This window comes from Streptococcus sp. HMSC071H03 (genome assembly GCF_001813035.1).
GTDB lineage: Bacteria > Bacillota > Bacilli > Lactobacillales > Streptococcaceae > Streptococcus > Streptococcus anginosus.
The window spans coordinates 57,257-82,750 of record NZ_KV811169.1 but is presented as its reverse complement, the minus strand read 5'-3'; the positions used below and the strand labels follow the sequence as shown (position 1 = coordinate 82,750).

The following is a 25,494-nucleotide window of genomic DNA, read 5'->3' as shown; positions in this document are numbered from 1 at the left end:
TTTTGGCGAAAAGAGATAATCTTTTCATCCTCCCACATCTCAATCCCATATTTTTTCAAATCTAACATAGCTTTAGTATAACACAAAATAAAAAGAGAACCCAGAACTTGAATTCTGGATTCTGTCTTGGCTTTCTAATAATGACCAACTGCTTGGCTGGCAGTAATCAATGTTAATTTATAAACATCATCAGCATTGCATCCACGGGAAAGGTCGTTTACTGGGTGGTTCAATCCTTGCAAAATAGGACCGACTGCTGAAAAGCCACCGAGGCGCTCTGCCATTTTATAACTGATATTTCCAGCTTCAATACCAGGAAATACAAAGACAGTCGCTTGACCAGCTACATTGCTTCCAGGAGCTTTTAACTCTGCCGTTTTAGGCACAAAAGCTGCATCAAATTGTAATTCTCCGTCAATAGCCAAATCTGGTCGCATTTCTTGCGCAAGTTTCGTTGCTTCGACGACTTTATCAACCTTTTCACCAAATCCAGAACCTTTAGTTGAATAGCTCAGCATCGCCACTTTAGGGTCAATGTCAAAGATTTGCGCGGTCAAGGCAGAGTTAATAGCAATTTCTGCTAATGTTTTAGCATCTGGGTCAATATTGATTGCACAATCACTGAAAACATAGCGTTCATCACCGCGAACCATGAGAAAGGCACCAGATGTGCGAGAAACCCAAGGAAGTGTTTTGATAATTTGAAGAGCTGGGCGAACCGTGCTTGCTGTAGAATGAATCGCACCAGAAACCATACCTTGTACTTTACCAAGATAAACAAGCATGACACCAAAATAATTGACGTCCTCTTTCAATAATTTACGCGCTTCGTCTTCTGTGATTTTTCCTTTACGGCGTTCTACAAAAGCTGCAACCATTTCTTCAAAGCATGAACAATTTTGAGGGTCAATGACTTCATAACCTTCTGTCACACCTTCAATTTCAAGGTAAATACGAATTTTTTCAGGATTTCCCAATAAAACAGGTGTGATACTTGTTTCCTTTACCAAACGTTTAGTAGCTTGAAGAATACGTGGTTCTTCACCTTCTGGTAAGACAATCTTCACTTCTTTGTCTTGCAATGTTTCACGAATTGTTTCAAAAATTTTCATGTTTTACTCCTTAATTATTGCTTAATTTTTGAATGACTGTTTGAAAGTCTTCCGGAAAAGGACTTGATTTATTCACAACTTCCTCATGGAATGGATTGTAAAAACGCAATGAATGACAATGAAGCGCTTGTCGCGTTATTCCGTCAGTCATGCTTCCACCATATAAGTCATCTCCCAAGAGCGGAAAACCAATATAAGAAAAATGAACCCTAATCTGGTGTGTTCGTCCTGTATGAAGATGAATATCCACGAGATAAATATCATCATACTGCGCTAAAACTTTATAACTCGTATGAGCATATTTTCCATTTTTTGCCACACAGCGAGTAATGATACTACTATCTTCACGCGCTATGGGAGCAATAATATCTCCTTCTGGCTTTAACGGTGCCGAACCCTTGACCAAAGCATAATAATGCTTCTCAATGACTTTCTTTTGCAATTGTTTATCTAATCTTGCATGAGCATAACCATGCTTTGCAAACAACATCAGACCACTCGTATCACGGTCTAAACGAGTCACAATATGAATCTGCTGATTTTCATAATGATTTGCAATATAATAAGCCTTCACAAAATTGGCCATTGTATTGGAATGATTCACACTAGGAATGCTGGCCACGCCTGCTGGCTTGTTCAAAATCAAAAAATGTGCATCTTCGTAGACAATTTCTAAATCTTTCTCTACAGCTTGCAAACTGCCAAAACCTTCTTCTGCAGGAATATCGACGGCAACTTTGTCGCCAATATCTAACAAATAAATGGCATTTTGCTTTTTGCCATTTACCTGAATATCCCCACCAGAAAACTTAATTTTTGCGAGCAAACTTTTGGAAATTTCGTGCTTTTTTAAAAAGGTCTTAACTTTAACATGTTCATCTGCAGTAAATTCAAACCTCATTCCTCCACCTCGCCAATAAAAGCATCTTTTACACGATTCCAGAAACTCGTATGACTCGGTGTAGCAAGAAAGTTAATCTTATGTTGATCAATTTGAAATTCAATTTTAGAAATATTGTTTATCATAAAATTCTGATTGTCAATCGAAATCGCATGTCGGTCATTCCAAGTCGGCACGATTTCAATTTTATCTTTCTTAGGAACGATAATTGAGGAGCCCAGGGTTCGAAACACACGATTATTTAAGCTTGCAACTTCTGCAATCTGAAGAGCTTCAATAGTCGGGTGGAGAACAGCTCCGCCTAGCGATTTATTGTAAGCTGTGCTTCCTGTCGGAGTTGATACTGAAATGCCATCACCACGAAAGCGCTCAAAATGCACTTGATTGATAATGATATCAGCGACCATTGTTCGTCCAGAACGCTTGACTGTCGCCTCGTTCAAAGCACGTTTTATACAAACTTCATTATTTCCGTGGAAAATTTTCACATTCAAAATCGGATAAGACACCTTTGCGCCTGTATCTAATTTTAAATTATCAATTAGTTTGTCCAACTCAAAATCTCGATAATCTGTATAAAAGCCCAAATGTCCTGTGTGAACACCAACAAAGCGAACTTTGTCTAGCTGATCTTCATATTTGTGAAAGGCTGACAAAAGCATCCCGTCGCCACCGATTGAAATGACAATATCAGGATTATTATCATTCAAAATAAAATGATTTTGCTTTAATTTTTGTTTTAATTGGCGACAAAGTTCTTGACTTTGCCGTCTGCGATTACTGATAATCCCTATTCTTTTACCTGTATTCTTCATCTGTATCGTCACTATTTCCTACGCCATCATTTAATTTACGACTAATTGGGTCAAATAAAGCTTGTGCCTCTTGAATATCATCGCGAATTTTTCCCATTTCTTCGTCTAATTGATAGGCGATTTTTGCTGTAATTTCCAAACGTTTCTTAATCTCATCTGGAAATTCTCCTTTATACTTATAATTCAGAGAATGTTCAATCGTTGCCCAAAAATTCATGGACAGAGTACGAATTTGAATTTCTGCTAAAATGATTTTATTGCCATTAATTGTATCAACAGGATATTCAATAATGACATGGTAGCTTCGATAACCACTAGCCTTACGGTTTTTAATATAGTCTCGCTCTTGAACAATCCGCATATCATGCCGCTTTCGCAAAACATCCAAAACTTCTTCCACATCATCCACAAATTGAACCATGACCCGCAAACCTGCTATATCCTGCATATCTTGCGCTAGATTTTCCTCTTTAATCCCGCGCAAAGCCATTTTTTCTTTGATGCTTTCTATCGGTTTTACACGACCTGTCACAAACTCAATCGGAGAATGCTTTTTTTGTTTTCGATACTGTTTACGAATCCCACGCAGTTTGATCTTTAATTCACCAACCGCTTGAATATAAGGATCCAGAAACTCTTCCCACTCTAATTGCATACACTCACCTTGTCATTTTACTTAATTTTTTATAAAATAAACACAATACTTATTATAACATAAATCGCTTTCAAACAAAAGAAAAGGATTGGAAAATGGATCATTTGGAAATTGAATACAAAACGCTTCTGACAAAAAATGAGTACCAACAGCTGTTACCACTGTTTTCAAAGATAAAAGCTACCAAGCAGATAAACTACTATATTGACACAGCCGACTTTTCAATTCGAGATGCAAAAATGGCACTTCGGATTCGTACTTTTGAAACTCGTGCCGAATTAACTTTAAAAATTCCGCAGCAGGTCGGTAATATGGAATACAATCAATTTCTCACTTTAGAAGAGTCTCACACTCTCATCAATACATGTGTGCTACCTGAAGGAGAAATACACACTCTGCTGACTCAGGCTGCTATCAACCTCGAGAAATTAAAGATTCTAGGGAACTTGACAACTATTCGCTATGAAAAAGAGACTACTATTGGCTTGATGGCACTTGATGAAAATCATTATTTTGACAAAACAGACTACGAATTAGAGCTAGAAGTAACAGATGCTAAAATTGGAAAAGAACAATTCAATCACTTTTTACAGGATCATCATATCCATTATAAATATGCAAAACCTAAAGTTGCAAGATTTGCTCAAAACTTATGAATAAAAAGCTGAAATTTTGCTTATTTTTTGATAAAATGGAGTGTAGAAATCAAAAGGAGTCTTAATAAGTTATGATGGATATACTGACGGATAAAGCACAGATGAAGTTGTTTGCACTAAATTCCAATCACGATATTGCCGAAAAAATCGCTAAAGCTGCTGATGTGCCTCTTGGAAAACTTTCATCACGTCAATTTTCAGACGGAGAAATCCAAGTAAACATCGAGGAAAGCGTGCGTGGCTTTGATGTATTTATCATTCAATCAACGAGTTTCCCTGTCAATAATCATTTGATGGAACTTCTCATCATGGTGGATGCTTGCAATCGCGCCAGCGCTAATTCTGTCAATGTTGTGATGCCATATTTTGGCTATGCTCGTCAAGACCGAACGGCCGCTCCTCGCGAACCAATTACAGCCAAGCTCGTAGCGAATATGCTGGTTAAGGCAGGAGTTGATCGTGTTCTAACCCTAGATTTGCATGCTGTCCAAGTCCAAGGCTTCTTTGATATCCCTGTTGATAACCTTTACACCGTTCCTCTTTTTGCCAAACATTACTGCGAAAAAGGCTTGTCTGGCGAGGACGTAGTTGTGGTCAGTCCCAAAAACTCTGGTGTTAAACGTGCTAGAAGCTTAGCAGAACATTTAGATGCTCCAATTGCGATTATCGACTACGCTCAAGACGATACCCACCGTAACGAAGGATACATTATCGGAGATGTTGCTGGGAAAAAAGCTATCCTTATTGATGATATTTTAAATACCGGACGTACCTTTGCGGAAGCTTCAAAAATCGTTAAACGTGAAGGTGCAACAGAGATTTATGCAGTTTCTAGTCATGGTTTATTTGTTGAGGGAGCCGCTGAAAAGTTAGATAACTCTCCTATCAAAGAAATCCTGGTTACTGACTCAGTTGTAACGAAAGAAAAAACTCCGAAAAATGTTCAATACATTACTGCAAGTGGGCTAATCGGAGATGCAATCGTTCGTATCCATAAAAGAAAACCAGTCAGTCCACTGTTTGCTTACAATAAAAAGAAATAAGGAGAAATCTTGATTTATTTCGATAATGCAGCAACAACTCCCATGTCAAAAGCTGCTATTACTGCTATGACACAGGTTATGGAAAATACCTTTGGCAATCCATCTAGCATTCATAGCCACGGAAGAGCTGCTAGTAAAATTCTTCGCAAAGCCCGACAAGAACTTGCTGACCTACTTCATACTAAAAGCCAACATATCATCTTTACATCAGGTGGGACAGAAAGTAACAATACAGCCATAAAAGGATATGCCTTAGCCCATCAAGATCAAGGAAAACACATTATTACTACTGCTATTGAGCATCATTCGGTTCTTGAAACGATTGAATATCTGGTGAATAAATTTGGCTTTGAAGCGACTTATATTCAACCCCAAAATGGAGAAATCACAGCTCAGCAGATAAAAGAAGCTCTTAGAGAGGATACTATACTTGTCTCCACTATGTATGCCAACAATGAAACTGGCTACCTGCTTCCAATCAAAGAAATTGCTGAAGTTTTGAAACATCATCCCACTGCTTATCATGTGGATGCAGTACAAATTATGGGCAAATTACCTGTCTATCCTGAAGAACTAGGAATTGACTTCATGAGTGCATCAGCTCATAAATTTCATGGTCCAAAAGGCATCGGCTTCTTGTACTTCAATCATGTAAAATTTGACAAATTTTTACATGGTGGAGATCAAGAGGATAAAAGACGTGCAGGAACTGAGAATTTAGCGGCTATTGCCGGTATGGTTGCGGCTCTAAAAGAGAGCCTCAATTGCTACCAAGAAAACATGGAACATGTTGAAAGCTTGAAACAGCAACTTCTCTCTGAACTTGACGGAATCCATTACTATATAAATAATGATTCTCATACACTCCCCTATGTAATAAATCTCGGCTTTCCTAAACAAGCTAATGACTTACTACTTATGCGTTTAGACTTAGCTGGAATCTCTATCTCAACTGGCTCTGCTTGTACAGCAGGTGCCGTTGAGCCCAGTCATGTTCTTGAAGCTTTGTATGGTAGTGATTCAGAGCGATTAAAGGAATCTATCCGCATTAGCTTTTCAGAACAAAATACTTCAGAAGAAGTTCACCAATTTACCACAATATTAAAAGAAATTTTAGGAGGATAAATAGATGGCTTTTCAGACCACTATTCACTTAAAAGATTGCCCATACAGCTACTCTCTTGGAGAAAACGTAAAAAAATTTACTTTGCGTGATAACACTTTTTCTGAAACAAAAGTTGGAAATTATGAATTAACACGTTTATTAGAAAGTGTTCCCAATAGTGGAGACGGCTTTTTGTTGAAAATCATTATCAACAAAGAGCTTTCAGGTGTGAAAATCAATATTACAGACAAATCTGGTCTTCGGTTAGTGAATATTTTTAAATCAGAAGACAATCACATCATTCAAGAAAAGTTTTATTTCTTAATGGATAGCTTGGTAGAACGTGGTATTTTCACTAAACAAGAACAATAAACAAATAGCTTAAAAACTCATTTTTAAATCATTAGTAAAACAATAAAGAGTAGGAAACAAGCCAAAAATCTTTGATTTTGTCCTACTCCTTTTCTATTTTTATCAAATAAGTTGATTTTTTCACAAACTTTCTATAAAATAGTCTTTGAAAGGATGTGATTTTGTGAAATTTGAAAAAAATACAACTATTCCACGCGCAACTGCTAAAAGGCTCTCTCTGTATTATCGGATTTTTAAACGATTTAATTCTGAAAAAATTGAAAAAGCCAATTCAAAACAAATTGCAGATGCGATCGGTATTGATTCTGCCACTGTCCGTCGAGATTTTTCTTACTTTGGCGAATTAGGTCGTCGTGGATATGGTTATGATGTAAAAAAACTCATGAATTTTTTTGCTGACTTACTTCATGACAATTCCATTACCAATGTGATGTTAGTTGGTATCGGTAACATGGGACATGCTTTGCTCCACTACCGTTTCCACGAACGGAACAAAATGAAGATTGTTATGGCATTTGATACAGATGATCATCCTGAAGTTGGGACTACTACAAATGACGGGATTCCTATTTATGGTATTTCACAAATCAATAACAAATTAAAAGGTGTGGATGTTAAAACAGCTATTTTAACAGTTCCTAGTGCAAAAGCGCAAGAGGTTGCAACTGTTCTTGTGGAAGCTGGTGTAAAAGGTATTCTCAGTTTTTCTCCTGTTCACTTAACCGTTCCAAAAGATGTTGTCGTTCAATATGTTGATTTGACAAGTGAGCTACAAACACTCCTTTATTTTATGAAAAAAGAGCATTAAGCAATTAGAAAGAGCAGACATTTATTTATGAAGAAACCTATTATCGGCATTACTGGAAACGAAAGACCAAACCCTGAAGATGAATTTGCCATCATGAGTTATGCTGCTAAGGGATTTGTAGAGGGCGTAAAAGAAGTTGGTGGAACTCCTATCATATTGCCGATTGGAGATGCAGATATGGCACGGTGCTACATCCAGATGATTGACAAACTTATCCTAACGGGTGGGCAAAATGTATCACCACAATTCTATGGCGAAGAAAAAACAATTGACAGTGATGATTACCATTTGGAGCGTGATTTGTTTGAATTAGCCTTAATCCATGAAGCTATCCAGCAACAAAAACCAATTTTTACCGTTTGCCGCGGTACGCAATTGTTTAATGTTGCAATGGGTGGAACACTTTATCAAGATATTGAGCACCATTGGCAAGACAGTTCTGCTGAATATACTACTCAAAAACTAGTCACTAAATCCGGCTCTGTTTTGGAAAAGATTTACGGCGAAGTATCTCATATCAACTCTTTCCATCATCAGAGTATCAAAGATTTAGCAGAAAATGTCGAAGTCATTGCCCGTGATCCGAAAGACAACACCATTGAAGCCATTACAACAACTGATGAAATCGCTTATCTGGGAGTCCAGTGGCATCCAGAATTCTTATTTGAAACACGCCCTAAAGATCGAATGTTATTTGACTATGTTGTCAATAGACTTTAAATCAAGTCTGTTTCTTCGCGATAACTATAATAATCTTTCTCTGCGACGATGAGATGATCCAGTAAGATGAAGCCCATTAATTCACACGCTTCTTTTACATGTTTGGTCACTTCATCGTCATTTTTGCTTGGCAGTACAGCTCCTGACGGATGATTGTGCACCAAAATAATGGATGTCGCCATGTGTTTCACAGCATAATGCAGGATTTCTCGTGGCTCTGCAATACTGCGTGATACACTACCGATAAAAATCGTCTGCTGATGAATGATTTTGTTTTGAGTATTCAGATATAAAGCCACAAGGTGTTCCTGCTTCTTATGCCCCAATTCTTGTTGCATTTTTTTCGCCAGCTTTTGACTACCTAAAATTTGCTCTTGCGTAATCAATTCTGCCTTACTGACTCGCTGGCCTAATTCAATCATAGCTTGTAATTCAATAGCCTTGATACGACCAATTCCAGAGATTGATTGCAATTCTTGTAGCGTCATATTGCGCAAATCATTCAAACTAGAAATAGTTGATAAAATCCGTTGAGAAACTTGAAAAACAGTTTCTTTTTTATTACCTGTGCGGATAAGAATGGATAACAATTCTTGATTGCTCAATTGTTCTGCACCTTCTGCAACTAAACGTTCCCTTGGCAACAAAGAATCTTCCTGAAATGAAATACTATACATAAAAAACCTCCTCATATCCTTATTCGGAAAAAGAAGAGGAAAATAAAAAATCTGAGAAATGATTGGCACTAGCCCCATAAAATGAGACACAAGAAAAACCCTCCTGTTGAAATCTAGTAAACTAGAAACAGGAGTATTTTGTTATGGTCAAAAAGGCGTATTCGGTAGAAACTAAGTTAGCCTGCATTGAAATGAAGAAAGCAGGTAAGTCCAATAAGGTTATCATGGAGACTCTGGGCATCAAAAATGTTAGTCAGGTCAAAACCTGGTGGCGATGGTATCAGAATGATGAACTGCACCGTTTCCACCAACCTGTGGGGAAACAATATACCTACGGTAAAGGAATGGAACAGCTATCCGAAGTGGAACAGTTACGACTACAGGTGGAACTACTAAAAAAGTATCGGAGCTTGATAAGACCATCGACAAAGTAAGTCTTATCAAGCTGGTGGAAGAATACAAAAACGTCTGCCCAATATCCGTCATTCTGGACTGTTTTGGTATCAAACGATCCACTTTCTACCGTTGGAAAGCAGAAGGTGAGAACCCTAAAAAAGGGACGAGGTTGTAGAAAAAATCGAGCGAATCTGTATGGGAAATCAGGTTATCTACGGCTACCGTACCATCACTCGATTGCTCAAGAAGAGGGATAACCTTGTCATCAATCCTAAAAAGGTTTATCGTATCATGAAGGAGAATGGTTGGTTCTGCCGTGTACTTCCTAAGAAGGGGCCGAGTCTAGGTAAGCCCTACTATGTAACAGAGAATAAGCTAGACCGTGATTTTAAAGCAGAAAAGCCACTGGAGAAGCTAGTCACAGACATGACCTACCTCTACTTTGGAAACTGTAAAAACTCTACCTTTCCTCTATCATGGACCTCTATAATCGTGAGATTGTGGCTTATACCATCTCAGATTGTCAGGATACGGACTTTGTGTTGGATACTTTGAACCAACTGAATGTGTCTCAAGGAGCGCTCTTGCACAGCGATCAGGGCTCTGTCTACACCTCAAAAGCATATTACCAGGCTTGCACAGAAAGAGGCATTATCCGCTCTATGTCCCGTAAGGGAACACCAGCAGATAATGCCTGTATCGAATGGTTTCATTCTGTCCTAAAGTCTGAAACCTTCTATCTCCATAACTGGAGAAACTTAACTAAAGATAGTATAACAGATATTGTTAATCTTACATCATATTTTATAATGAAACTAGTATTCAACAGAGATGAAACGACCAGTCTCCTGTAGATTACAGAAAACGGGTCGCATAAAAAGGGGGGAGGGGGGTTCTGTCCCATTATTGGGGTGCAGTACCGATTCTCAAATTTTTTAAGTTAGTATTTACATTTCAACAATTTTACCTGTTTCAAAATAAACAACCCATTCACAGATATTTTTGGCGTAATCACCAATACGTTCTAAGTACGAAATAACTTGGAAGTAATCACGACCTGTAACAATCAAATCTGGATTTGACTTAATTTCTTGCGTTGCTAGGTCTCGAATATCATCAAAGTACTGATTGATTTTCTCATCCATAGCAGCTACTTCATAGGCCTTATCCACGTCGCCATTAAGGTAAAGATCAAGCGCTGCTTCCACAAAGTTTTTAACATCACGCCCCATCTTGCTGATTTCTTCCTCAACAGACTGGATGCGAACTTCTCCTTTCATGCGGATCGTCGCTTGTGCAATGGAAACGGCATGATCCCCCATCCTTTCCACATCACTACTTGCCTTCAAAACTGTAATAACGGTTCGTAAGTCTTGTGAAACTGGCTGCTGCAAAGCAATGATTTCTAAAGATTTTTTCTCCAACTTTACTTCATATTCATTTACTTCTGCGTCTTCTTCGATAACCTCTTTTGCTAATTCACGATCGTGGGTCACAAATGCACGAACTGTGCGATTAATCTGTGACAAAACTTCATTTCCCATTGCATAAAATTGGTTATGAAGTTTTGCTAAGTCTTCTTCAAATTGTACTCTAAGCATAAATTTTCCTTTCGTCAGATATAAATAGGATTAATAATCCTCGTGATTGGCTGAACTAACAAAAAGTAGCATCCATCTTTCTAGCCAAATTTTCCTGTAATGTAATCTTCTGTTTCTTTATGAATTGGACTGAGAAACATTTCTTTTGTAGTATTAAATTCAATTAAATCTCCACCCAGGAAGAACGCTGTCTTGTCTGAAATACGGCTAGCTTGTTGCATTGAGCGGGTCACGAGTAACATTGTATATTGAGCTTTCAGCCCATGAAGTGTTTCTTCAATTTTTCCTGCAGAAATGGGATCAAGCGCTGATGTTGGCTCATCTAAAAGGATGATTTTCGGACTTGTCGCCAAAACACGAGCCACACAGACACGTTGCTGCTGACCACCAGACAAGCCAATTGCTGAATCATTCAAACGATCTTTCACTTCATCCCAAATAGATGCTCCTTTTAATGATGTTTCAACTACTTCATCTAGTATCTCTTTGTCTTTAACGCCATTGATTCGCAAACCGTAGACAACGTTTTCATAAATCGTCATTGGAAATGGATTGGGCTGTTGAAAGACCATTCCAATTTCTTTGCGAAGCTCTACCGTATCTGTTCGCGGACTGTAGATATTGTGTCCATTATAAATCACAGTACCTGTCGTTGTCACCTCGGGATTTAAATCACCCATGCGATTGATCGCTTTTAAAAGGGTTGATTTTCCTGATCCAGAAGGACCAATCAAAGCGGTAATCTCCTGCGGTAGTATATCTAATGATACACTATTGAGAGCTTTCTTTTTATTATAATAAACCGATAAGTCCTTGATTTGTAAAATAGGTTCTGTCATTCTGATAATCCTTTAATAAATTCTAATTAAGCAGCAATTTTCTTAGCCAAAATGACCAGAAACATAGTCATTTGTAGACTGTAACTTAGCATTTTGGAAAATATTGGCTGTTTCATCATATTCGATTAAATCACCAAGATAGAAGAAACCAGTATAATCGCTCGCACGCGCCGCTTGCTGCATGCTGTGGGTCACGATGATAATCGTATAGTTCTTCTTCAATTCTAACATCGTTTCTTCTAACTGCGCTGTTGCGATTGGATCGAGTGCAGAAGCAGGTTCATCCATTAGAAGTATTTCTGGCTTCACGGAAATGGCTCTGGCAATGCAGAGACGTTGCTGCTGACCGCCTGATAACATCAAAGCAGATTTATGAAGGTCATCCTTTACTTGTTCCCACAGAGCTGCTTGTTTTAGAGATGTTTCTACAATTTCATCTAAGATTTTCTTATCCTTAACACCGGCACGTTCATGAGCAAAGGTGATGTTGCGGTAAACAGATTTGGCAAAAGGATTTGGTCTTTGAAAGACCATTCCGATATGCTTCCGCATTTCATAGACATTGATATCTGGGCGATTAATGTCAATACCTTCATACCAAATCTCACCAGTGACCTTAGCAATGTCAATCGTATCATTCATCCGATTCAAGCTGCGAAGATAGGTTGACTTACCAGAACCTGAAGGCCCGATAAGAGCTGTAATCTTATTTTTCTTGAACTGCATATCAACCCCTTTAATGGATTCGTTTTTACCATAGTAAACATGCAAATTCTTCGTTGATAAAACAACCTCTTTCTCAGGAAAAGTAACGATATGTTTTTCATTCCAGTTATATTCTGTCATTTCTTCTCCTTTTAGGCAGATGTTAATTTCTTATGCAGATAACCTCCGAGCTTACGAGCTCCAAGGTTAAAGATTAAAATAAAGATAAGAAGTACTGCTGCTGATCCAGCTGACACTTCTACTGCATCAGGAATCGTTCCTTCACTATTGACTTTCCAAATGTGAACAGCCAAAGTTTCAGCCTGGCGGAAAACAGAAATTGGGCTAGTTACACTGAAAATATTCCAATTTGACCAGTCAAGTGCTGGGGCAGACTGACCTGCTGTATAGATAAGCGCAGCAGCTTCCCCAAAAATACGCCCAGAAGCTAATACAATCCCCGTCACAATACTTGGTAACGCTTCTGGAACGACGACATGGACGATCGTTTCCCAGCGAGAGATGCCAAGTGCAAGCCCAGCCTCACGCTGTGTATGATGTACATGCTGTAAGCTGTCCTCCACACTACGTGTCATCTGTGGCAGATTAAATACAGTCAAAGCCAAAGCACCAGAAATGATTGAGAAACCATATTGAAATTGAATAACAAAAATCAAATATCCAAAGAGACCCACAACAACAGAGGGCAAGGAGGATAAAATTTCAATACAGGTTCTGACAAAATCTGTTACCGGACCTTTTTTTGCATACTCAGATAAGTAAATCCCTGCTCCCATTGATAGAGGAATGGAAATGATTAAGGTGATAACTAACAGAAACAATGAATTATAGAGCTGAATCCCAATTCCACCGCCCGCTTGGTATGAAGACGATTGACCAGTCAAGAATTTCCACGAAACATGAGGTAAGCCCCTTACTAAGATATACAAAATCAAGGAAGCAAGAATAGCAACAATGATTCCTGCAATGGTATAGAGGACGCCTGTTGCTAATTTATCCATTTTTTTAGCGTGCATAGTTCTTCTTACCTCTTTCCTTTGTAATCAATTTAATCACAGTATTGAAGGCTAAACTCATCAAAAGCAGAACCAGAGCAAGCGACCACAGAACGTTATTATTAACAGTTCCCATAACGGTATTTCCAATTCCCATTGTTAAAATAGAAGTCAAGGTTGCAGCAGGTGTTGTCAGAGAAGTTGGGATAACCGCTGAATTTCCGACAACCATTTGAATCGCCAAAGCTTCACCAAAGGCACGAGCCATTCCAAAGACAATAGCTGTAAAAATACCTGAGCGAGCTGCTTTTAGCGTCACACGCCAAATCGTTTGCCAACGAGTCGCTCCCATTGCCATACTAGCTTCTCGATAATGCCGCGGTACAGCACGCAGGCTATCTGTTGTCATAAAGGTCACCGTTGGTAAAATCATGACAAAGAGAACAAAAATCCCTGACAAGATTCCAAAACCTGTTCCACCAAAGATACTGCGAACAAATGGAACAACTACCTGTAATCCAATAAATCCATACACAACTGATGGAATTCCGACTAGAAGTTCAATAGCTGGTTGCAGAATTTTTGAGCCTTTAGGGGAAACCTCCGTCATAAAAACAGCTGCTCCAATTGCAAATGGTGTTGCCAATAAAGCTGATAGGAGAGTTACGAGGAAAGAGCCCAGAATCATTGGTAAAGCACCGAATTCCTTACCGGATGGATTCCACCTTGTTCCAAAAAGAAAACTGAAGATGTTTACTTTATTAACAAAAAAAGTCGAAAGTCCTTTCTCCGCTACAAATAATAAAATCATTGCGACGACAAAAACAATTAAACTCATGCAAAGAAAAGTAATGGTTTTTCCAAATGTTTCTAAACGAGAGTTTTTTGACTTTGTCAGCATTTTTTTTGCTACTTCGTTCATGTTATTCCTAAATTCTTTCTTTTACTTTGAGCTGATAGTTCCGTCAAGACTACGAGTAACCTTCATATCGTTAATCGGAATGTAGCCCATTTTACCAACAATATTATTTTGGACTTCTGCTGTCATCATGTACTCTAGAAATTTTTTAGCTAATTTGTTAGGTTCTCCCTTAGTATACATGTGCTCATAAGACCAAATAGGCCAGTTGTTCGTCGTCACATTCTTCTTCGTTGGCTTATAACCATTCAAGTTTAATCTTTTCACACTCGTGTCCACATAAGAAAAAGCTAAATAAGAAATGGCACCTGGAGTTTGCGAAACAATCGTTTTGACCATTCCGTTAGAATCTTGCTCTTGCGCTTGCTTAGCTTCTTTGCCATTCATAATAACACTATCAAAAACTGCTCGACTACCAGAACCAACGGCACGGTTGATGATGGTAATTTCCAAATCTTGACCACCGACCTGTTTCCAATTGGTGTATTCTCCAGTAAAAATTTTGCGTAGTTGATCTGTTGATAAATTATTTACCTTAATTCCTTTATTTGCAATAATCGCAGTACCCGCTACAGCAACTTGGTGATCCACCAAAGTTTTCGCCTTGATTCCGTCTTTTTCTTCTGCAAACAAATCACTATTTCCAATATCTACTGCACCTGATTGAACTTGCGATAATCCTGTACCTGATCCACCACCTTGCACATTTACAATTTTTTTCGGATTTTCTTCGGTGTATTTGTCCACGACTGCTTCAACCAACGGTTGTAGAGCTGTTGAGCCAACTGCTGTTATCGCCTCACCGCGGTTAATCCAGGAAGAACAAGCTGAAAGACCGATGCTGCAAATCACGAGAGTGACTGCCCAAAGTATTTTTTTGTGTTTAATCACATGAAACTCCTTTTCAGATGTGAAAGCATTTTCATTCTAAGATTTCCCTAATCTTTTCACATCTAATCTCACTATAACATATCTTTAGACATTTGGAAAGATTCTTTATTGAAATCTCAGGCCTTTTGGAAAATAATTTTTCAGAATATTTCCAGTCACTTTTGCAAACCCTAAACCATTACCTTGGACAACAACTTGATACCAACCATTTTCAGGGTTCTGATTGAGATTGACTGTCTCCCCAGCAACGTACTTTTTAAACTGCTCTTCATCAATTTCAATTATGTGCTTTACTTCACTTGGTTTTAAAGCCAGTCCCAAAGCAAAACTCGGTTCAAATCGTTTTTTCTTAAAAACACCTAGGTACAAGCCATTTCTGGCAATTTTAAGTTTCGATAGATCTGGAAGACCTAGTGGCAATAGATATAAATGATCTCCAAAAGTCTGTAATTCTCCAGTCAGATCTATAGCTAGATGTTCTCTTTGAAACTTCTGCCACAACATCTTCTGCTCAGATGTCAGATGGCTCTTTTTTACTTTTAATTTTTTTGCTGACTGCTTACTACAAAGGCGAAATTTTGCAACAAATTGACCTTCACCTTTGAAATGGTGAGGATACATACGTGCAGTTTCTGGAAAGTTAATACCTGCAATCATCCCATTGATTTTAGGAATTTCGACTAATTCAAGTGGATAGTTTTCTAACAGCCAGTCAACTATTTTTTCATTTTCTTCTGGTGCCCAAGTACAAGTGGAGTAAATCAACTCACCATTCGTCGCCAACATTTTTATCGTATCTTCCAATATCTCACGTTGAAGCTGTGCACATTGAGCAGGATAAGATTCACTCCAATACTCCATTGCTTCTGGCTGCTTTCTAAACATTCCTTCACCAGAACATGGTGCATCTAAGACAATCAAGTCAAAATAACCTTGAAAGACTTGACTTAATCTGCCAGCTGATTCATTTGTCACCACAACATTTCTCGCTCCAAATCGCTCAATATTTTCTACTAACACTTTAGATCGTTTTGGATTGATTTCATTGGAAACAAGAAGGCCTGTGTTGTTCAAGTATGACAATAGATGAGTGGATTTTCCACCCGGCGCTGCTGCCAAATCAAGTACTTTCATATTCTGTTGTGGCGCTGCAGCTTGGGCAACCATTTGTGCAGCAGGTTCTTGTGAATAGACTAATCCTGTGACATGCTCTATTGATTTTCCAGAAACTTTGCCATAATAACTCCAGTTCGTATTTGGAATAGGATTTGGAAAAGTTTTTTGTTGTTCTTTTAATGGATTGACCCGAAAAGCGGAAACTGGCTCCTCATCGAAAGTTAGAAAAAAAGAGGGAGCCTCCTCTCCCAAAAGATTGTTGTACTTTTCTTCAAATCCTTTTGGAAAATTCATCTAATCCTCTCGCTTTCGATATATGTATTTTTTAATTTCGTCCAATTTCATAGTTGGAATCATCATAATACCTTGATGGCTTTCAAAATCAGGCTCCTCACCCTCAAATGTCAATGTCGTATAACCTAGCTTATCTCCCATAATGGAAGCTGCAGCATAATCCCAAGGCCAAATATAGGAAATATAAGTCAACAGTTGACCCGACAAAACCTTACTAAAGCTGATCGCAGCACTTCCGTACACTCGAATGCCCAAGGTTTCTTTTGCAAAATCCGCAATTCCCCAATCATTGCGCTCAAAAATACCAGCATTTGATGCCATTAAAAACTGGTTTAAAGGGCGATCTTGGTAGGGAAGCAATTTCTGCTCATTGCAATAGACATCAAATTGACCACCGCCGTGATACAATTTATCTCCTATCACATCATAAATGACACCAAATTGACCAATGCCATTTTCAAAATAAGCCAGAACAACAGCAAAATCTGCTTTTTGTGCTACAAAGTTATTCGTGCCGTCAATAGGATCAATGACCCAAACATTGCCATCTGAAATAGAATGTCGTAAGCCATTTTCCTCAGCTAAAATGTGATCTGCAGGATAAGCTTCTAAAATCCAGGTTACTAAATTATCTTGAACTTCTTTGTCCATTTGAGTTACCAAATCAGTCGGACTGGACTTGGTCTCAATTTGCAACTGATCATTCAAATGCTCTTTAATATAAGAAGCCGCATTCAGTACAATGTGCTTGGCAAAATTAAATTTCTTTTCCAAGAGAAAACGTTCCTTTCTCCTTTTGTTTTGCAGCTTGAACGGCTCGATATAAAGAATAGCCACTCGCTGTTTCAAATTCACGTCCGATACGCTTTTCTTCAGCTTTGCTTGGAACAATTTTTTTGAATCGTTGATAAGATGCTAATATCTTTTCTGCTGCTATTTTCGCTTCATAAACCTGCTCAACATCATTCAAAAAAGAAAGCACTGAAGCAAGCTCTTCAGTGCTCCACGACATGTCTAGTGGGTAACGATAATTTTTATTCATATTATTCAATCTCAGCTCTCAAAGTTGCATCGCGCAATTCTTGTTTACGATAACCACGAGGCAAAAATGCACGGATTTCGTCTTCGTTAAATCCAATTTGCATTCGCTTGTCTTCCAGAATAATCGGGCGACGTAAAAGACTTGGATTTTCCTCAATTAGACGAAGCAATTCGGAAATTGATAAACTTTCAACATCTAAATTTAATTTTTGAAAAATTTTTGAACGAGTTGAAATAATGTCATCTGTCCCATTCTCCGTCAGAGAAAGGATATGTTGCAATTCTGGTGCAGACAGTGGACTAGTCATGATATTGTGCTCCTCAAAAGGAACTTCATGATTGGATAGCCATGCACGCGCCTTGCGACAACTTGTACAACTCGGTGATAAAAATAGTGTAACCATGCATTTCTCTTCTTATTATTTGTAACTGTTATCATTATACTAAATTTTATGTAAGATTACTAGGTATTTTTACAAATTTTCTCCTATTTTTTTAGGAAAAATAAGAAGCTTAATACATGATTTAGTGGTTTTCGTTTTTAGGTGTCCAATATCTTGCGATCTCCTCATCAGCTTGCAGTTGTTTGACTAGTTCATCCACATTGTCGAATTTTACCATATCTCGGATTTTATCCAACCAAAAAATACGAATAGTATCACCGTAAATATCTTGTGAAAAATCAAAAATATTAGCTTCAAAACGAAGTTCATCACCTTCAAAAGTGACATTTTTTCCAACGCTAGCCATTCCGCGATATATCTGCCCATCGTGCTCTACATCAACCACATAGACCCCATCTGCTGGTAAAATAACCCGATCTAGCGGAGCAAGATTTGCCGTTGGATAGCCAATCGTCCGCCCTCTTGCATTGCCATGAACGACAATTCCGCGGGTGGACAGCGAATAGCCCAGTAATTGATTGCTTTCGGCGACATTTCCTGCTAGTACCGTTTCTCGAATGCGAGTTGAACTAATTTTTGCTCCATTAAAATTTACAGAAGGAACTACGATAACTTGTCCTTCAAACAGTTTCTCCAAATCTTCTGCACTGCGTCGATCAGAACCAAAATGATAATCAAAACCTGCAATGACCGCTTTTGCTTTCAAACGCGAGATGTATTTTGTAAAAAATTGTTCAGCCGTATTGCGAGCAAACTGACTAGTGAAATCAACCAAATAAAGATAATCTACGCCAAGATTTTCTAATTGTTGTAAGCGCTCTTCTGGGCTGGTCAAATGAAGCATTAGCGAAGGCAGGTACCGTACAAAGGCTAATTTGGGAGATTCTGGAAATGTCAGCACTGCAATCTTCAAATGCTTTTCTGCTGCCATTTTTCTCGCTTCAGCAAACAAAGCTTGATGTCCTTTATGTAAGCCGTCAAAATACCCTAACACTAGAACTGTGTGTTCAATTTGCTGAATGTCTTTTTCATTTTTTATTCTAATCGTTTTCATCACTTAACTATTTTATCACAAAATTTTAAAGAAATACTTTTCTAGGTTTATATTCTTTGTCACGCTTTTCTAAAATGGCTTGTAATTTCCCTTGATAAAAGCCAGCCACCTGTTCTGCCTTAGTATCTATATGAATAAAGCGTCCAAATCGCACTTCTTCAACCTGCTCTTCCGTAAGGTTTACCTTAGGTAAATCTCCTATGCCAAATTCAATGGGCTGCAAAAATGAAAAGTCTCCTTTATTCACCTTCTCATCAATTTCTGCTAAAGTCAAAGCTTCTTCCAAAGCCATGCCAGCCGCAGCAGTTCGAATCAGTTGAGACATGTGGGAAGCATATCCTAATTTCGCTCCTAAATCAACTGCCAACGTTCGCACATAAGTCCCCTTGCTGCATTTAACCCGAAAAGGAAAACGTGCCAAGTCGCCTTCATAGACAATAGCCCCTGTCCGCTCAAAGTTATAAATTGTCACCTGACGCTTCGGTCGCTCTACTGTCTCTCCAGATCGAGCATACTCATAGAGTTTTCGCCCATTGACCTTGACAGCCGAGTACATAGGCGGCACTTGAGTCTGCTCTCCAACCATACTAGCAATGACTTGATCCACTAAGTTTTCATCCAATATTTCCGTCACAGGGCTGAAAGCAATCTGCTCCCCACTAGCATCCTCTGTCGTTGTTGAGCAGCCCAGGGTAATCTCCCCCTCGTAGACCTTGCCTTCCTCCTGCATAAACTCAACCAAGCGCGTCGCCTTGCCCACAGCAATCGGAAGCACCCCGACCACATCTGGATCCAAGGTACCCCCATGACCGATTTTTTTAGTTCCTAAAATTTTACGCAGTTTAAAAACCGCATCATGCGAGGTCATTCCCGCTTCTTTTTTTAAGTTGATAATTCCGTTCATTGATTCCTTATTCTGCTAAAAATTCTATTAGTAGTTGATTAAATTTTTTATTTCTTTCAGCCCCACAAGAGCCGTAATGAAGCTGTATTCAAATATCTAGTCAGACTAGAAGCAGTCGTCGGATGGCCTAAATCTTCATAGAGGGGTAGCAAGGCTTCTATATCTTTCAAGATTGCTTGTCGTATCTGCATCGTTTCCTCCTAGTCGTTCTTCAACGCCTCAAACTTAGCTTTCATAGTTGGATTTTTGCGGGTCAGTTTCTTGACGGAGACGTCATCAAGCTTGTTGTTGGCGAGGCGCAGTTGATTATCTGATGTCTGAAGTGCCTGTTTGACTGCTTCCATTCGCTTAATGGCTTTGTCAATTTCTTCAATTGCCTTGTTAAATTCTTAGAAGCTGAATTGTAATTCTTCGCAAACGCGACTTTAAAGGTTTCTAAATCATCTTCAAAGTGGGTAATGTCAATATTCTGCTCTCGAACAAGAGCCAACTCCTGCTTGTATTTAAGAGAATTGAGCGCTGCATTGCGTAAAAGTCCAATCAGCTGGATAAAAAATTGAGGACGAACCACATACATTTTTTCATACTCATGGCTAACATCAACAATGCCAGTGTTGAAATAGTCATTGTCTGCTTCCAGCATTGTCACCAAAACAGCATACTCGCATTTCTTTTCTCTGCGATCCTTATCCAGTTCTTTGTAAAAATCAGCGTTTCTATGCTTCTTCTCAGTACCATCCGCTTCATTTTTCATCTCAAACATAATAGAAATGATTTCTACTCCGTTTTCATCTTCCTCACGGAAAATGAAATCTCCTTTAGACCCTCGTGCAGAAACCTGATTATCTTTCTCAAAGTAAGCATTTGGAAAGGCAAAACTGCGAACCTTGTTAAACTCGCTTTCAGCGTAATGTTCTAAACTTTCTCCAATCGCCTTAGTAGACTGTTGTGCTTTAAAATTCTTGTAAAATTCTACTTGCTCATTAGCCGCCTTTAGCTGAGCTTCATAATTTTGTTTAACAGATGCAAGGGATAATTCATTTTCTTTCTCTTGCAACAAAAGCTGGTTTTGGATTTGGTCGCGTTCTTTTTCAATATTTGTCAGCGACGTTTGCAGTTCATTTTGATGTTCCAACTTCATACGATCCAGTTGCGACTGCAAGTCCAGCAACTCCTTGTCTTTATTAATGAGTTTTTCAGACAGCACCCGCTCTGTATCCTTTTTTATCAGTTCTTTTTGTGATTCAAAATTGGAAATAGTCGCCTTGAGTTCTTGGATTTCAGATTCTTTCTGACTTAAGACCTGCTGTTGCTCATTCTGTGCTTTTTGTTTTTCTAAAGCTAACGCCTGCTCAATTCGAGCATGGATTTCCTTATCAAATTCTGTCGTCCGTACCTGAGCCAAGAGCTCGCTGTATTGACTTTCGTTGACTGTAAAGACTTCCCCGCAGTTGGGACATTTGATTTCGTTCATGGACACCTCTTCATTGATCGTTCTTTATAACATCTTATTATACCATTTCTTATGGTTATTTTAAATCAACAGCTTAAATATAAAAAAGACCGTTGCACATGAACAACAATCCTTTTGCTTGTAAATTAAGCCTGTATTCGCCAGCTAGCAGCACTGCGTCTTTCCTGAATAAATCTACTGTACAAGCCTTGTTTGGCAAGCAGCTCTCGGTGTTTTCCTTGCTCAACAATGCGTCCTTTATCAAGAACAACAATTTGATCGGCACGTTCTACCGTTTTTAGTCGATGAGCAATCATAATAATAGTCTTATCCTTTGTCAAAGAATGAATAGCCTGCATGAGTGCTTCTTCATTTTCAGGGTCGACATTAGCTGTTGCTTCGTCCAAAATGATAATTGGAGCGTCCTTGATAATGGCACGAGCAATGGAAATCCGCTGCCGTTCTCCACCAGAGAGACTGGCTCCGCCTTCACCAATCTTGGTCTGATACCCCTCTGGCAAAGACAGGATAAAGTCATGACAAGCAGCTTTTTTTGCAGCAGCGACAACTTCTTCATGACTAGCGTCTGGATTTCCAAATTTAATATTATTTTCAATGGTATCTTCAAACAAATAGACCGTTTGAAAAACAAAACTAAAATTACGAATAAGGCTGTCATAACTGTATTCTTTCACATCATGACCGTCTAAGCTAATACTGCCACTCTCTATATCCCAGAAACGAGCAATGAGATTGCAAAGAGTTGTCTTTCCAGAGCCAGAGGGTCCCACAAGAGCTGTCGTCGTCTTTTCTGGAATATCCAACGATACATCATCAATAATTTTCTTACTCTCATAGGAAAAATTGACATGATTCAGCTTGATATTGCTGGTTTTTGGCTGCAAATCTTTTCCGCTAATATCCATTGGTTTAATCGACAAAACTTTGTTGACCATATCAACTGATAAATCAACAATGCGAAGAAGAGAAGAAAAACTGCCAACTCCATCCAGACTTTCGTAAATCATAAAAGCACTGATGAGCATCATGATACAAATCAAAAGGTTCATACTGCCTTTTAGGTAAAAGTAAATAGAGAACAGTCCCATAATCGTTCCAGTCAGCTTGGTAATCATCCCTTGCAGAGCGATATAAGGCGAGGTAACCCAAGTCAGCTTTGTATCTAAATGCCTTTTATTCTCAATAGCATGCGATAGCTTTTTAGCAGATGATTGAACAATATTATAGTTCTTTACTTCCGCAATCCCTTGACTGTATTCCAGTACAATTGCTACCAAATCTGTATCAGCTTGTTGTTTAGCTTCTGATACATTCCCAGCTTGCCAACGCATCAATCCATTTGGCAAGAGAAACAGTATCAATCCTGCCAACAAGATTAAACCAATTCGCCAATCGTAGATAAATACAAAAACCGTAATAGTTCCTGCCGTTAGGAATCCTTCCAACGTCATCATAACAACCCGAGTAGCAACATCTGCTAGACTTTCAAGTGTATTGGTTGTAACGCTGGTAATTTGTCCCAGACTATTTTGATTAAAATACCCCATTGGCAGGTAGCGCATGTGTTCAGCAATTTCAATCCGCTTATGAGTACATGTATGATAGCCCGCTTCTGTCTGCAACATCGTAACTTTCAGGCTAATCAAAATATTAAGAATAACAGACAAGAGCATCATTCCAAGAGAGAGCCCTACAGTCTGCATAGAAACATCATTGTTAATGATAGCCATAACAACCAACCCAATAGCTGGAATCCGAAAAGCAATAATGAAAGCTTTTAGAACCCCTAAACAAACAGAAGTGTAGAATTTCTTACGATCTTCTTCCGTACAAAAATCAAAGAATTTTTTCAATGTACTAAGCATCTGCCAATCCTCCTTCTGTCATTTGATCGCTATCCTTTACTGCAAGATGAGCCTGCCACATAGAAGCATAAAGCGGACAAGTCTTCTGCAAATCTGCATGTTTTCCTTTTGCCTCAATACGTCCGTCATTAACTACGACAATCTGATCTGCACTTGCAATCGTTGAAAGACGGTGAGCAATGACCAGAAGCGTACGACCTTCTATCAAACGAGCTAAACTAGACTGAATGAGAGCTTCATTTTCAGGATCGGTATAAGCGGTTGCCTCATCCAAAATAATGACTGGTGCGTTTTTCAGCATAGCTCGTGCAATTGCAATCCGTTGTCGTTCTCCACCAGATAAATGATTACCACCAGTTCCAACACGGGTCTCAAAACCATTTTCTAAATTACTAATAAAATCATAGCAGCCGCACTTGCGAGCAATGTCAATCACTTCTTCATCCGAAGCAGCGGAATTACCCATACGAATATTTTCCATAATCGTTTCATCAAAAAGGTAATTATCCTGTGTGACATAGGCAATCTGACGACTGTAATAATCAAGAGGTAGGTTTCGAATGTCCACGCCACCGAAGGTAATACTACCAGAATTGACATCCCAGAAAGAAGCTAGAAGTTTAGCAATCGTAGATTTTCCTGAGCCAGAAGGACCGACAAGAGCAGTCACTGTATCAGGCTCAATCGTTAAGCAAATACTATGCAACACTTCTTCCTCATCTGAATAACCAAAACTAACATCTGTCATTTGAAGTTCTGTTCCTTTTGGAATGTCCGTTAATTCTGTCGGACGAGGCAAATCAGGTTTTTCCAAAATAGTAATCACTTCACCAAAGATTGTCGCAATTTTCCGTAAATCATCCATATAGGAAGCCACTAAAATAAACGGCGTCAAAAGGCTAAGAGACAGAATGATTAGTAAAATAAAGTTACTAGCTGTTAGGCTACCTTGAAGGTAAAAGAGAGTTCCAAAAGGGAGTAAGAAAAGCAAACCGGACGGTAAGAAAGCTGTAACAATGCCCATTTCAACTACGCACTTGCGCATCCATTCAATAAAGCAATCAGCTCCTTCTTTGGCAGCCTTGACAAATTTATCGTAAGAAAATTTCTCTTTTCCAAAAACCTTGATGACTTCAATCCCATTGATGTATTCTACTGCTTTATCGTTGAGTTTCTTCGTTTTCTCAACTGTATTTTCAAAATCACCTTCGCTCTTGCGTAGCATATTCCCATAAGCTAAGATAACAATCGGGATTGTCAGAAGCGAAAGCATGGTTAGGCGCCAATCAATCACTAACATGGCAATTAAGATAATAAAGGGACCAAATAGCCCGGATGTAAACTCAGGAATTAAGTGTGCCAAAGTTACTTCTGTGGCATCCACTCGCTCAACAATGATATTTTTGTAAGTTCCAGAAGATTGATTTAAAACCGTTCCCAGAGGCAATTTGGCCAATTTCTCTGTCAGACGATAGCGCATTTCTGCTAAAATCTTAAAGGTTGCTGTATGAGACAAGAGCGTAGAAATCCCGTGAAATCCCCAATGTGCTATCCATGCCAGTCCTATCCAAATGGACTGAAGGACATAAAAATTCCAATCTCGATTGCCTTGTAAGAGCTGATTGATGATATTTCCTACAAAAAAATAAGGCAAAAATCCGCATAAAACAGATAAAAAGGCAAAAACAAGACTAACAATAAAATAAAATTTGTGAAGAGAGACAAATTCCAGTATCCAAGATACAACTGACTTTTTCTTCATACAAATCCCTTCTTTCTCCTAAAAAACAAATAAAGAACCCTAGTCAAACAATTCATGATATGCTGACAATGCTGTCATTTAATTTATACTTATATTATAAATTCTGACAATTCTAATGTCAAACAAAAATAAAAAAGTGAGACAGAAATCAGTAGTTTCGTAGAAACCTGATTTCTATCCCACCTCCGCACAGCTCGAAAGGTTTGAGAAACATTTCGAGGTTGGAATGAAGCTTGACGTCAAAAAGGCTGTAAAACTTGATTTATCAACATATTTGAGTCCACTCAGCAGTGATTGATTAGGCACTTTAGTGCCAATCAATTGTGCATGGGAAACTCTACATTGACTA

Annotated in this window: 25 protein-coding genes and 3 pseudogenes; 7 read left to right on the top strand and 21 right to left on the bottom strand. The window is 38.6% G+C overall.

The genetic code is table 11. From position 1 onward, the window contains the following. Positions 1-134 precede the first annotated feature (134 nt). From pta to HMPREF2887_RS07575, 4 genes are read right to left on the bottom strand one after another with little or no spacing between them, the layout of a single operon-like run. Positions 135-1,112, bottom strand: a complete 978-nt coding sequence (gene pta, locus HMPREF2887_RS07590; protein ID WP_003029342.1) for a phosphate acetyltransferase — start codon at positions 1,110-1,112, stop codon at positions 135-137. Positions 1,113-1,122: 10 nt separating this feature from the next. Further along, a complete protein-coding gene (locus tag HMPREF2887_RS07585) occupies positions 1,123-2,013 on the bottom strand; it encodes an RluA family pseudouridine synthase (RefSeq protein WP_021001795.1) in 891 nt (296 codons plus the stop codon). Next, positions 2,010-2,828 carry an NAD kinase gene (locus HMPREF2887_RS07580; RefSeq protein WP_021001796.1) on the bottom strand — a complete coding sequence of 273 codons (819 nt, stop codon included), beginning with the start codon at positions 2,826-2,828 and terminating at the stop codon, positions 2,010-2,012. The genes HMPREF2887_RS07585 and HMPREF2887_RS07580 overlap by 4 nt, the downstream gene beginning before the upstream one ends. After that, a complete protein-coding gene (locus HMPREF2887_RS07575) occupies positions 2,812-3,483 on the bottom strand; it encodes a GTP diphosphokinase (RefSeq protein ID WP_021001797.1) in 672 nt (223 codons plus the stop codon). Before HMPREF2887_RS07575 ends, HMPREF2887_RS07580 begins: the two co-directional genes overlap by 17 nt. 95 nt (positions 3,484-3,578) lie before the next feature. Here HMPREF2887_RS07575 and HMPREF2887_RS07570 point away from each other — a divergent pair, with 95 nt between their 5' ends. The 6 genes from HMPREF2887_RS07570 (at position 3,579) to HMPREF2887_RS07545 (ending at position 8,187) form a co-directional block, all read left to right on the top strand. Further along, positions 3,579-4,139, top strand: coding sequence for a CYTH domain-containing protein (locus HMPREF2887_RS07570; RefSeq protein ID WP_021001798.1), 561 nt, complete (start codon positions 3,579-3,581; stop codon positions 4,137-4,139). Between the two features lie 83 nt (positions 4,140-4,222). After that, positions 4,223-5,182 carry a ribose-phosphate diphosphokinase gene (locus HMPREF2887_RS07565; RefSeq protein ID WP_106079409.1) on the top strand — a complete coding sequence of 320 codons (960 nt, stop codon included), beginning with the start codon at positions 4,223-4,225 and terminating at the stop codon, positions 5,180-5,182. Between the two features lie 9 nt (positions 5,183-5,191). Further along, the gene (locus tag HMPREF2887_RS07560) at positions 5,192-6,307 is read left to right on the top strand and encodes a cysteine desulfurase family protein (protein ID WP_021001799.1); all 1,116 of its coding nucleotides are present in this window, start codon (positions 5,192-5,194) and stop codon (positions 6,305-6,307) included. 4 nt (positions 6,308-6,311) lie between these two features. After that, positions 6,312-6,659 carry a DUF1831 domain-containing protein gene (locus HMPREF2887_RS07555; RefSeq protein WP_021001800.1) on the top strand — a complete coding sequence of 116 codons (348 nt, stop codon included), beginning with the start codon at positions 6,312-6,314 and terminating at the stop codon, positions 6,657-6,659. 163 nt (positions 6,660-6,822) lie between these two features. Then, the gene (locus tag HMPREF2887_RS07550) at positions 6,823-7,467 is read left to right on the top strand and encodes a redox-sensing transcriptional repressor Rex (protein ID WP_003024173.1); all 645 of its coding nucleotides are present in this window, start codon (positions 6,823-6,825) and stop codon (positions 7,465-7,467) included. Between the two features lie 27 nt (positions 7,468-7,494). Further along, a complete protein-coding gene (locus HMPREF2887_RS07545) occupies positions 7,495-8,187 on the top strand; it encodes a gamma-glutamyl-gamma-aminobutyrate hydrolase family protein (RefSeq protein WP_003024171.1) in 693 nt (230 codons plus the stop codon). Here the strand turns inward: HMPREF2887_RS07545 and radC are convergent. Then, positions 8,184-8,864, bottom strand: a complete 681-nt coding sequence (radC, locus tag HMPREF2887_RS07540; protein ID WP_003024167.1) for a RadC family protein — start codon at positions 8,862-8,864, stop codon at positions 8,184-8,186. The genes HMPREF2887_RS07545 and radC overlap by 4 nt on opposite strands. A gap of 143 nt (positions 8,865-9,007) precedes the next feature. Between radC and HMPREF2887_RS07535 the strand changes: the two are divergent. Continuing rightward, positions 9,008-10,095, top strand: a pseudogene (locus HMPREF2887_RS07535) (IS3 family transposase). A 112-nt stretch (positions 10,096-10,207) separates the two neighbouring features. On the opposite strand, the gene phoU reads toward HMPREF2887_RS07535, so the two are convergent. The 16 genes and pseudogenes from phoU to HMPREF2887_RS07460 form a co-directional block, all read right to left on the bottom strand. Continuing rightward, entirely contained in the window at positions 10,208-10,861 is a 654-nt protein-coding gene (gene phoU, locus HMPREF2887_RS07530) for a phosphate signaling complex protein PhoU (RefSeq protein WP_003033270.1), read from the bottom strand. Between the two features lie 80 nt (positions 10,862-10,941). Continuing rightward, on the bottom strand, positions 10,942-11,700 hold the full coding sequence (gene pstB, locus HMPREF2887_RS07525) for a phosphate ABC transporter ATP-binding protein PstB (protein WP_021001801.1): 759 nt from the start codon (positions 11,698-11,700) through the stop codon (positions 10,942-10,944). A gap of 42 nt (positions 11,701-11,742) precedes the next feature. Beyond that, positions 11,743-12,546: a phosphate ABC transporter ATP-binding protein PstB gene (gene pstB, locus HMPREF2887_RS07520; protein ID WP_003032498.1), complete on the bottom strand. Its 804-nt coding sequence runs from the start codon at positions 12,544-12,546 to the stop codon at positions 11,743-11,745. An 11-nt stretch (positions 12,547-12,557) separates the two neighbouring features. Then, complete coding sequence (gene pstA / locus HMPREF2887_RS07515) at positions 12,558-13,442, bottom strand: phosphate ABC transporter permease PstA (RefSeq protein WP_021001802.1); 885 nt, start codon at positions 13,440-13,442, stop codon at positions 12,558-12,560. After that, positions 13,432-14,343, bottom strand: coding sequence for a phosphate ABC transporter permease subunit PstC (gene pstC, locus HMPREF2887_RS07510; protein WP_003024154.1), 912 nt, complete (start codon positions 14,341-14,343; stop codon positions 13,432-13,434). Before pstC ends, pstA begins: the two co-directional genes overlap by 11 nt. 21 nt (positions 14,344-14,364) lie before the next feature. After that, complete coding sequence (locus HMPREF2887_RS07505) at positions 14,365-15,231, bottom strand: phosphate ABC transporter substrate-binding protein PstS family protein (protein ID WP_057489695.1); 867 nt, start codon at positions 15,229-15,231, stop codon at positions 14,365-14,367. A 105-nt stretch (positions 15,232-15,336) separates the two neighbouring features. After that, positions 15,337-16,641 carry an RsmF rRNA methyltransferase first C-terminal domain-containing protein gene (locus HMPREF2887_RS07500; RefSeq protein WP_057489696.1) on the bottom strand — a complete coding sequence of 435 codons (1,305 nt, stop codon included), beginning with the start codon at positions 16,639-16,641 and terminating at the stop codon, positions 15,337-15,339. Next, the gene (locus HMPREF2887_RS07495; protein WP_057489697.1) at positions 16,642-17,415 is read right to left on the bottom strand and encodes an inositol monophosphatase family protein; all 774 of its coding nucleotides are present in this window, start codon (positions 17,413-17,415) and stop codon (positions 16,642-16,644) included. It lies immediately after the preceding gene. After that, positions 17,399-17,683: a UPF0223 family protein gene (locus HMPREF2887_RS07490; protein ID WP_021001806.1), complete on the bottom strand. Its 285-nt coding sequence runs from the start codon at positions 17,681-17,683 to the stop codon at positions 17,399-17,401. Before HMPREF2887_RS07490 ends, HMPREF2887_RS07495 begins: the two co-directional genes overlap by 17 nt. A 1-nt stretch (position 17,684) precedes the next feature. Further along, positions 17,685-18,086 carry a Spx/MgsR family RNA polymerase-binding regulatory protein gene (locus tag HMPREF2887_RS07485; RefSeq protein ID WP_021001807.1) on the bottom strand — a complete coding sequence of 134 codons (402 nt, stop codon included), beginning with the start codon at positions 18,084-18,086 and terminating at the stop codon, positions 17,685-17,687. Between the two features lie 121 nt (positions 18,087-18,207). Next, positions 18,208-19,140: a bifunctional riboflavin kinase/FAD synthetase gene (locus HMPREF2887_RS07480; RefSeq protein ID WP_084741002.1), complete on the bottom strand. Its 933-nt coding sequence runs from the start codon at positions 19,138-19,140 to the stop codon at positions 18,208-18,210. Positions 19,141-19,165: 25 nt separating this feature from the next. Next, entirely contained in the window at positions 19,166-20,044 is an 879-nt protein-coding gene (gene truB / locus HMPREF2887_RS07475) for a tRNA pseudouridine(55) synthase TruB (protein ID WP_021001809.1), read from the bottom strand. 49 nt (positions 20,045-20,093) lie between these two features. Next, a pseudogene (locus HMPREF2887_RS10315) lies at positions 20,094-20,235 on the bottom strand (GNAT family N-acetyltransferase); the annotation flags it as partial. Positions 20,236-20,244: 9 nt separating this feature from the next. Next, positions 20,245-21,518: pseudogene (locus tag HMPREF2887_RS07470) on the bottom strand (DUF2130 domain-containing protein). 125 nt (positions 21,519-21,643) lie between these two features. Further along, the gene (locus tag HMPREF2887_RS07465) at positions 21,644-23,383 is read right to left on the bottom strand and encodes an ABC transporter ATP-binding protein (RefSeq protein WP_021001811.1); all 1,740 of its coding nucleotides are present in this window, start codon (positions 23,381-23,383) and stop codon (positions 21,644-21,646) included. Next, the gene (locus HMPREF2887_RS07460; protein ID WP_057489698.1) at positions 23,376-25,145 is read right to left on the bottom strand and encodes an ABC transporter ATP-binding protein; all 1,770 of its coding nucleotides are present in this window, start codon (positions 25,143-25,145) and stop codon (positions 23,376-23,378) included. The genes HMPREF2887_RS07465 and HMPREF2887_RS07460 overlap by 8 nt, the downstream gene beginning before the upstream one ends. Positions 25,146-25,494: the final 349 nt, after the last annotated feature.

Coding starts and splice junctions, on each gene's coding strand:
- HMPREF2887_RS07585 (WP_021001795.1), bottom strand. CDS start 2,013: ATGAGGTTTGAATTTACTGCAGATGAACATGTTAAAGTTAAGACCTTT.
- HMPREF2887_RS07500 (WP_057489696.1), bottom strand. CDS start 16,641: ATGAATTTTCCAAAAGGATTTGAAGAAAAGTACAACAATCTTTTGGGA.
- HMPREF2887_RS07575 (WP_021001797.1), bottom strand. CDS start 3,483: ATGCAATTAGAGTGGGAAGAGTTTCTGGATCCTTATATTCAAGCGGTT.
- HMPREF2887_RS07485 (WP_021001807.1), bottom strand. CDS start 18,086: ATGGTTACACTATTTTTATCACCGAGTTGTACAAGTTGTCGCAAGGCG.
- pstB (WP_021001801.1), bottom strand. CDS start 11,700: ATGACAGAACCTATTTTACAAATCAAGGACTTATCGGTTTATTATAAT.
- HMPREF2887_RS07545 (WP_003024171.1), top strand. CDS start 7,495: ATGAAGAAACCTATTATCGGCATTACTGGAAACGAAAGACCAAACCCT.
- pstC (WP_003024154.1), bottom strand. CDS start 14,343: ATGAACGAAGTAGCAAAAAAAATGCTGACAAAGTCAAAAAACTCTCGT.
- HMPREF2887_RS07465 (WP_021001811.1), bottom strand. CDS start 23,383: ATGCTTAGTACATTGAAAAAATTCTTTGATTTTTGTACGGAAGAAGAT.
- HMPREF2887_RS07570 (WP_021001798.1), top strand. CDS start 3,579: ATGGATCATTTGGAAATTGAATACAAAACGCTTCTGACAAAAAATGAG.
- pstA (WP_021001802.1), bottom strand. CDS start 13,442: ATGCACGCTAAAAAAATGGATAAATTAGCAACAGGCGTCCTCTATACC.
- phoU (WP_003033270.1), bottom strand. CDS start 10,861: ATGCTTAGAGTACAATTTGAAGAAGACTTAGCAAAACTTCATAACCAA.
- pta (WP_003029342.1), bottom strand. CDS start 1,112: ATGAAAATTTTTGAAACAATTCGTGAAACATTGCAAGACAAAGAAGTG.
- truB (WP_021001809.1), bottom strand. CDS start 20,044: ATGAACGGAATTATCAACTTAAAAAAAGAAGCGGGAATGACCTCGCAT.
- HMPREF2887_RS07460 (WP_057489698.1), bottom strand. CDS start 25,145: ATGAAGAAAAAGTCAGTTGTATCTTGGATACTGGAATTTGTCTCTCTT.
- HMPREF2887_RS07555 (WP_021001800.1), top strand. CDS start 6,312: ATGGCTTTTCAGACCACTATTCACTTAAAAGATTGCCCATACAGCTAC.
- radC (WP_003024167.1), bottom strand. CDS start 8,864: ATGTATAGTATTTCATTTCAGGAAGATTCTTTGTTGCCAAGGGAACGT.
- pstB (WP_003032498.1), bottom strand. CDS start 12,546: ATGACAGAATATAACTGGAATGAAAAACATATCGTTACTTTTCCTGAG.
- HMPREF2887_RS07580 (WP_021001796.1), bottom strand. CDS start 2,828: ATGAAGAATACAGGTAAAAGAATAGGGATTATCAGTAATCGCAGACGG.
- HMPREF2887_RS07480 (WP_084741002.1), bottom strand. CDS start 19,140: ATGAAAACGATTAGAATAAAAAATGAAAAAGACATTCAGCAAATTGAA.
- HMPREF2887_RS07490 (WP_021001806.1), bottom strand. CDS start 17,683: ATGAATAAAAATTATCGTTACCCACTAGACATGTCGTGGAGCACTGAA.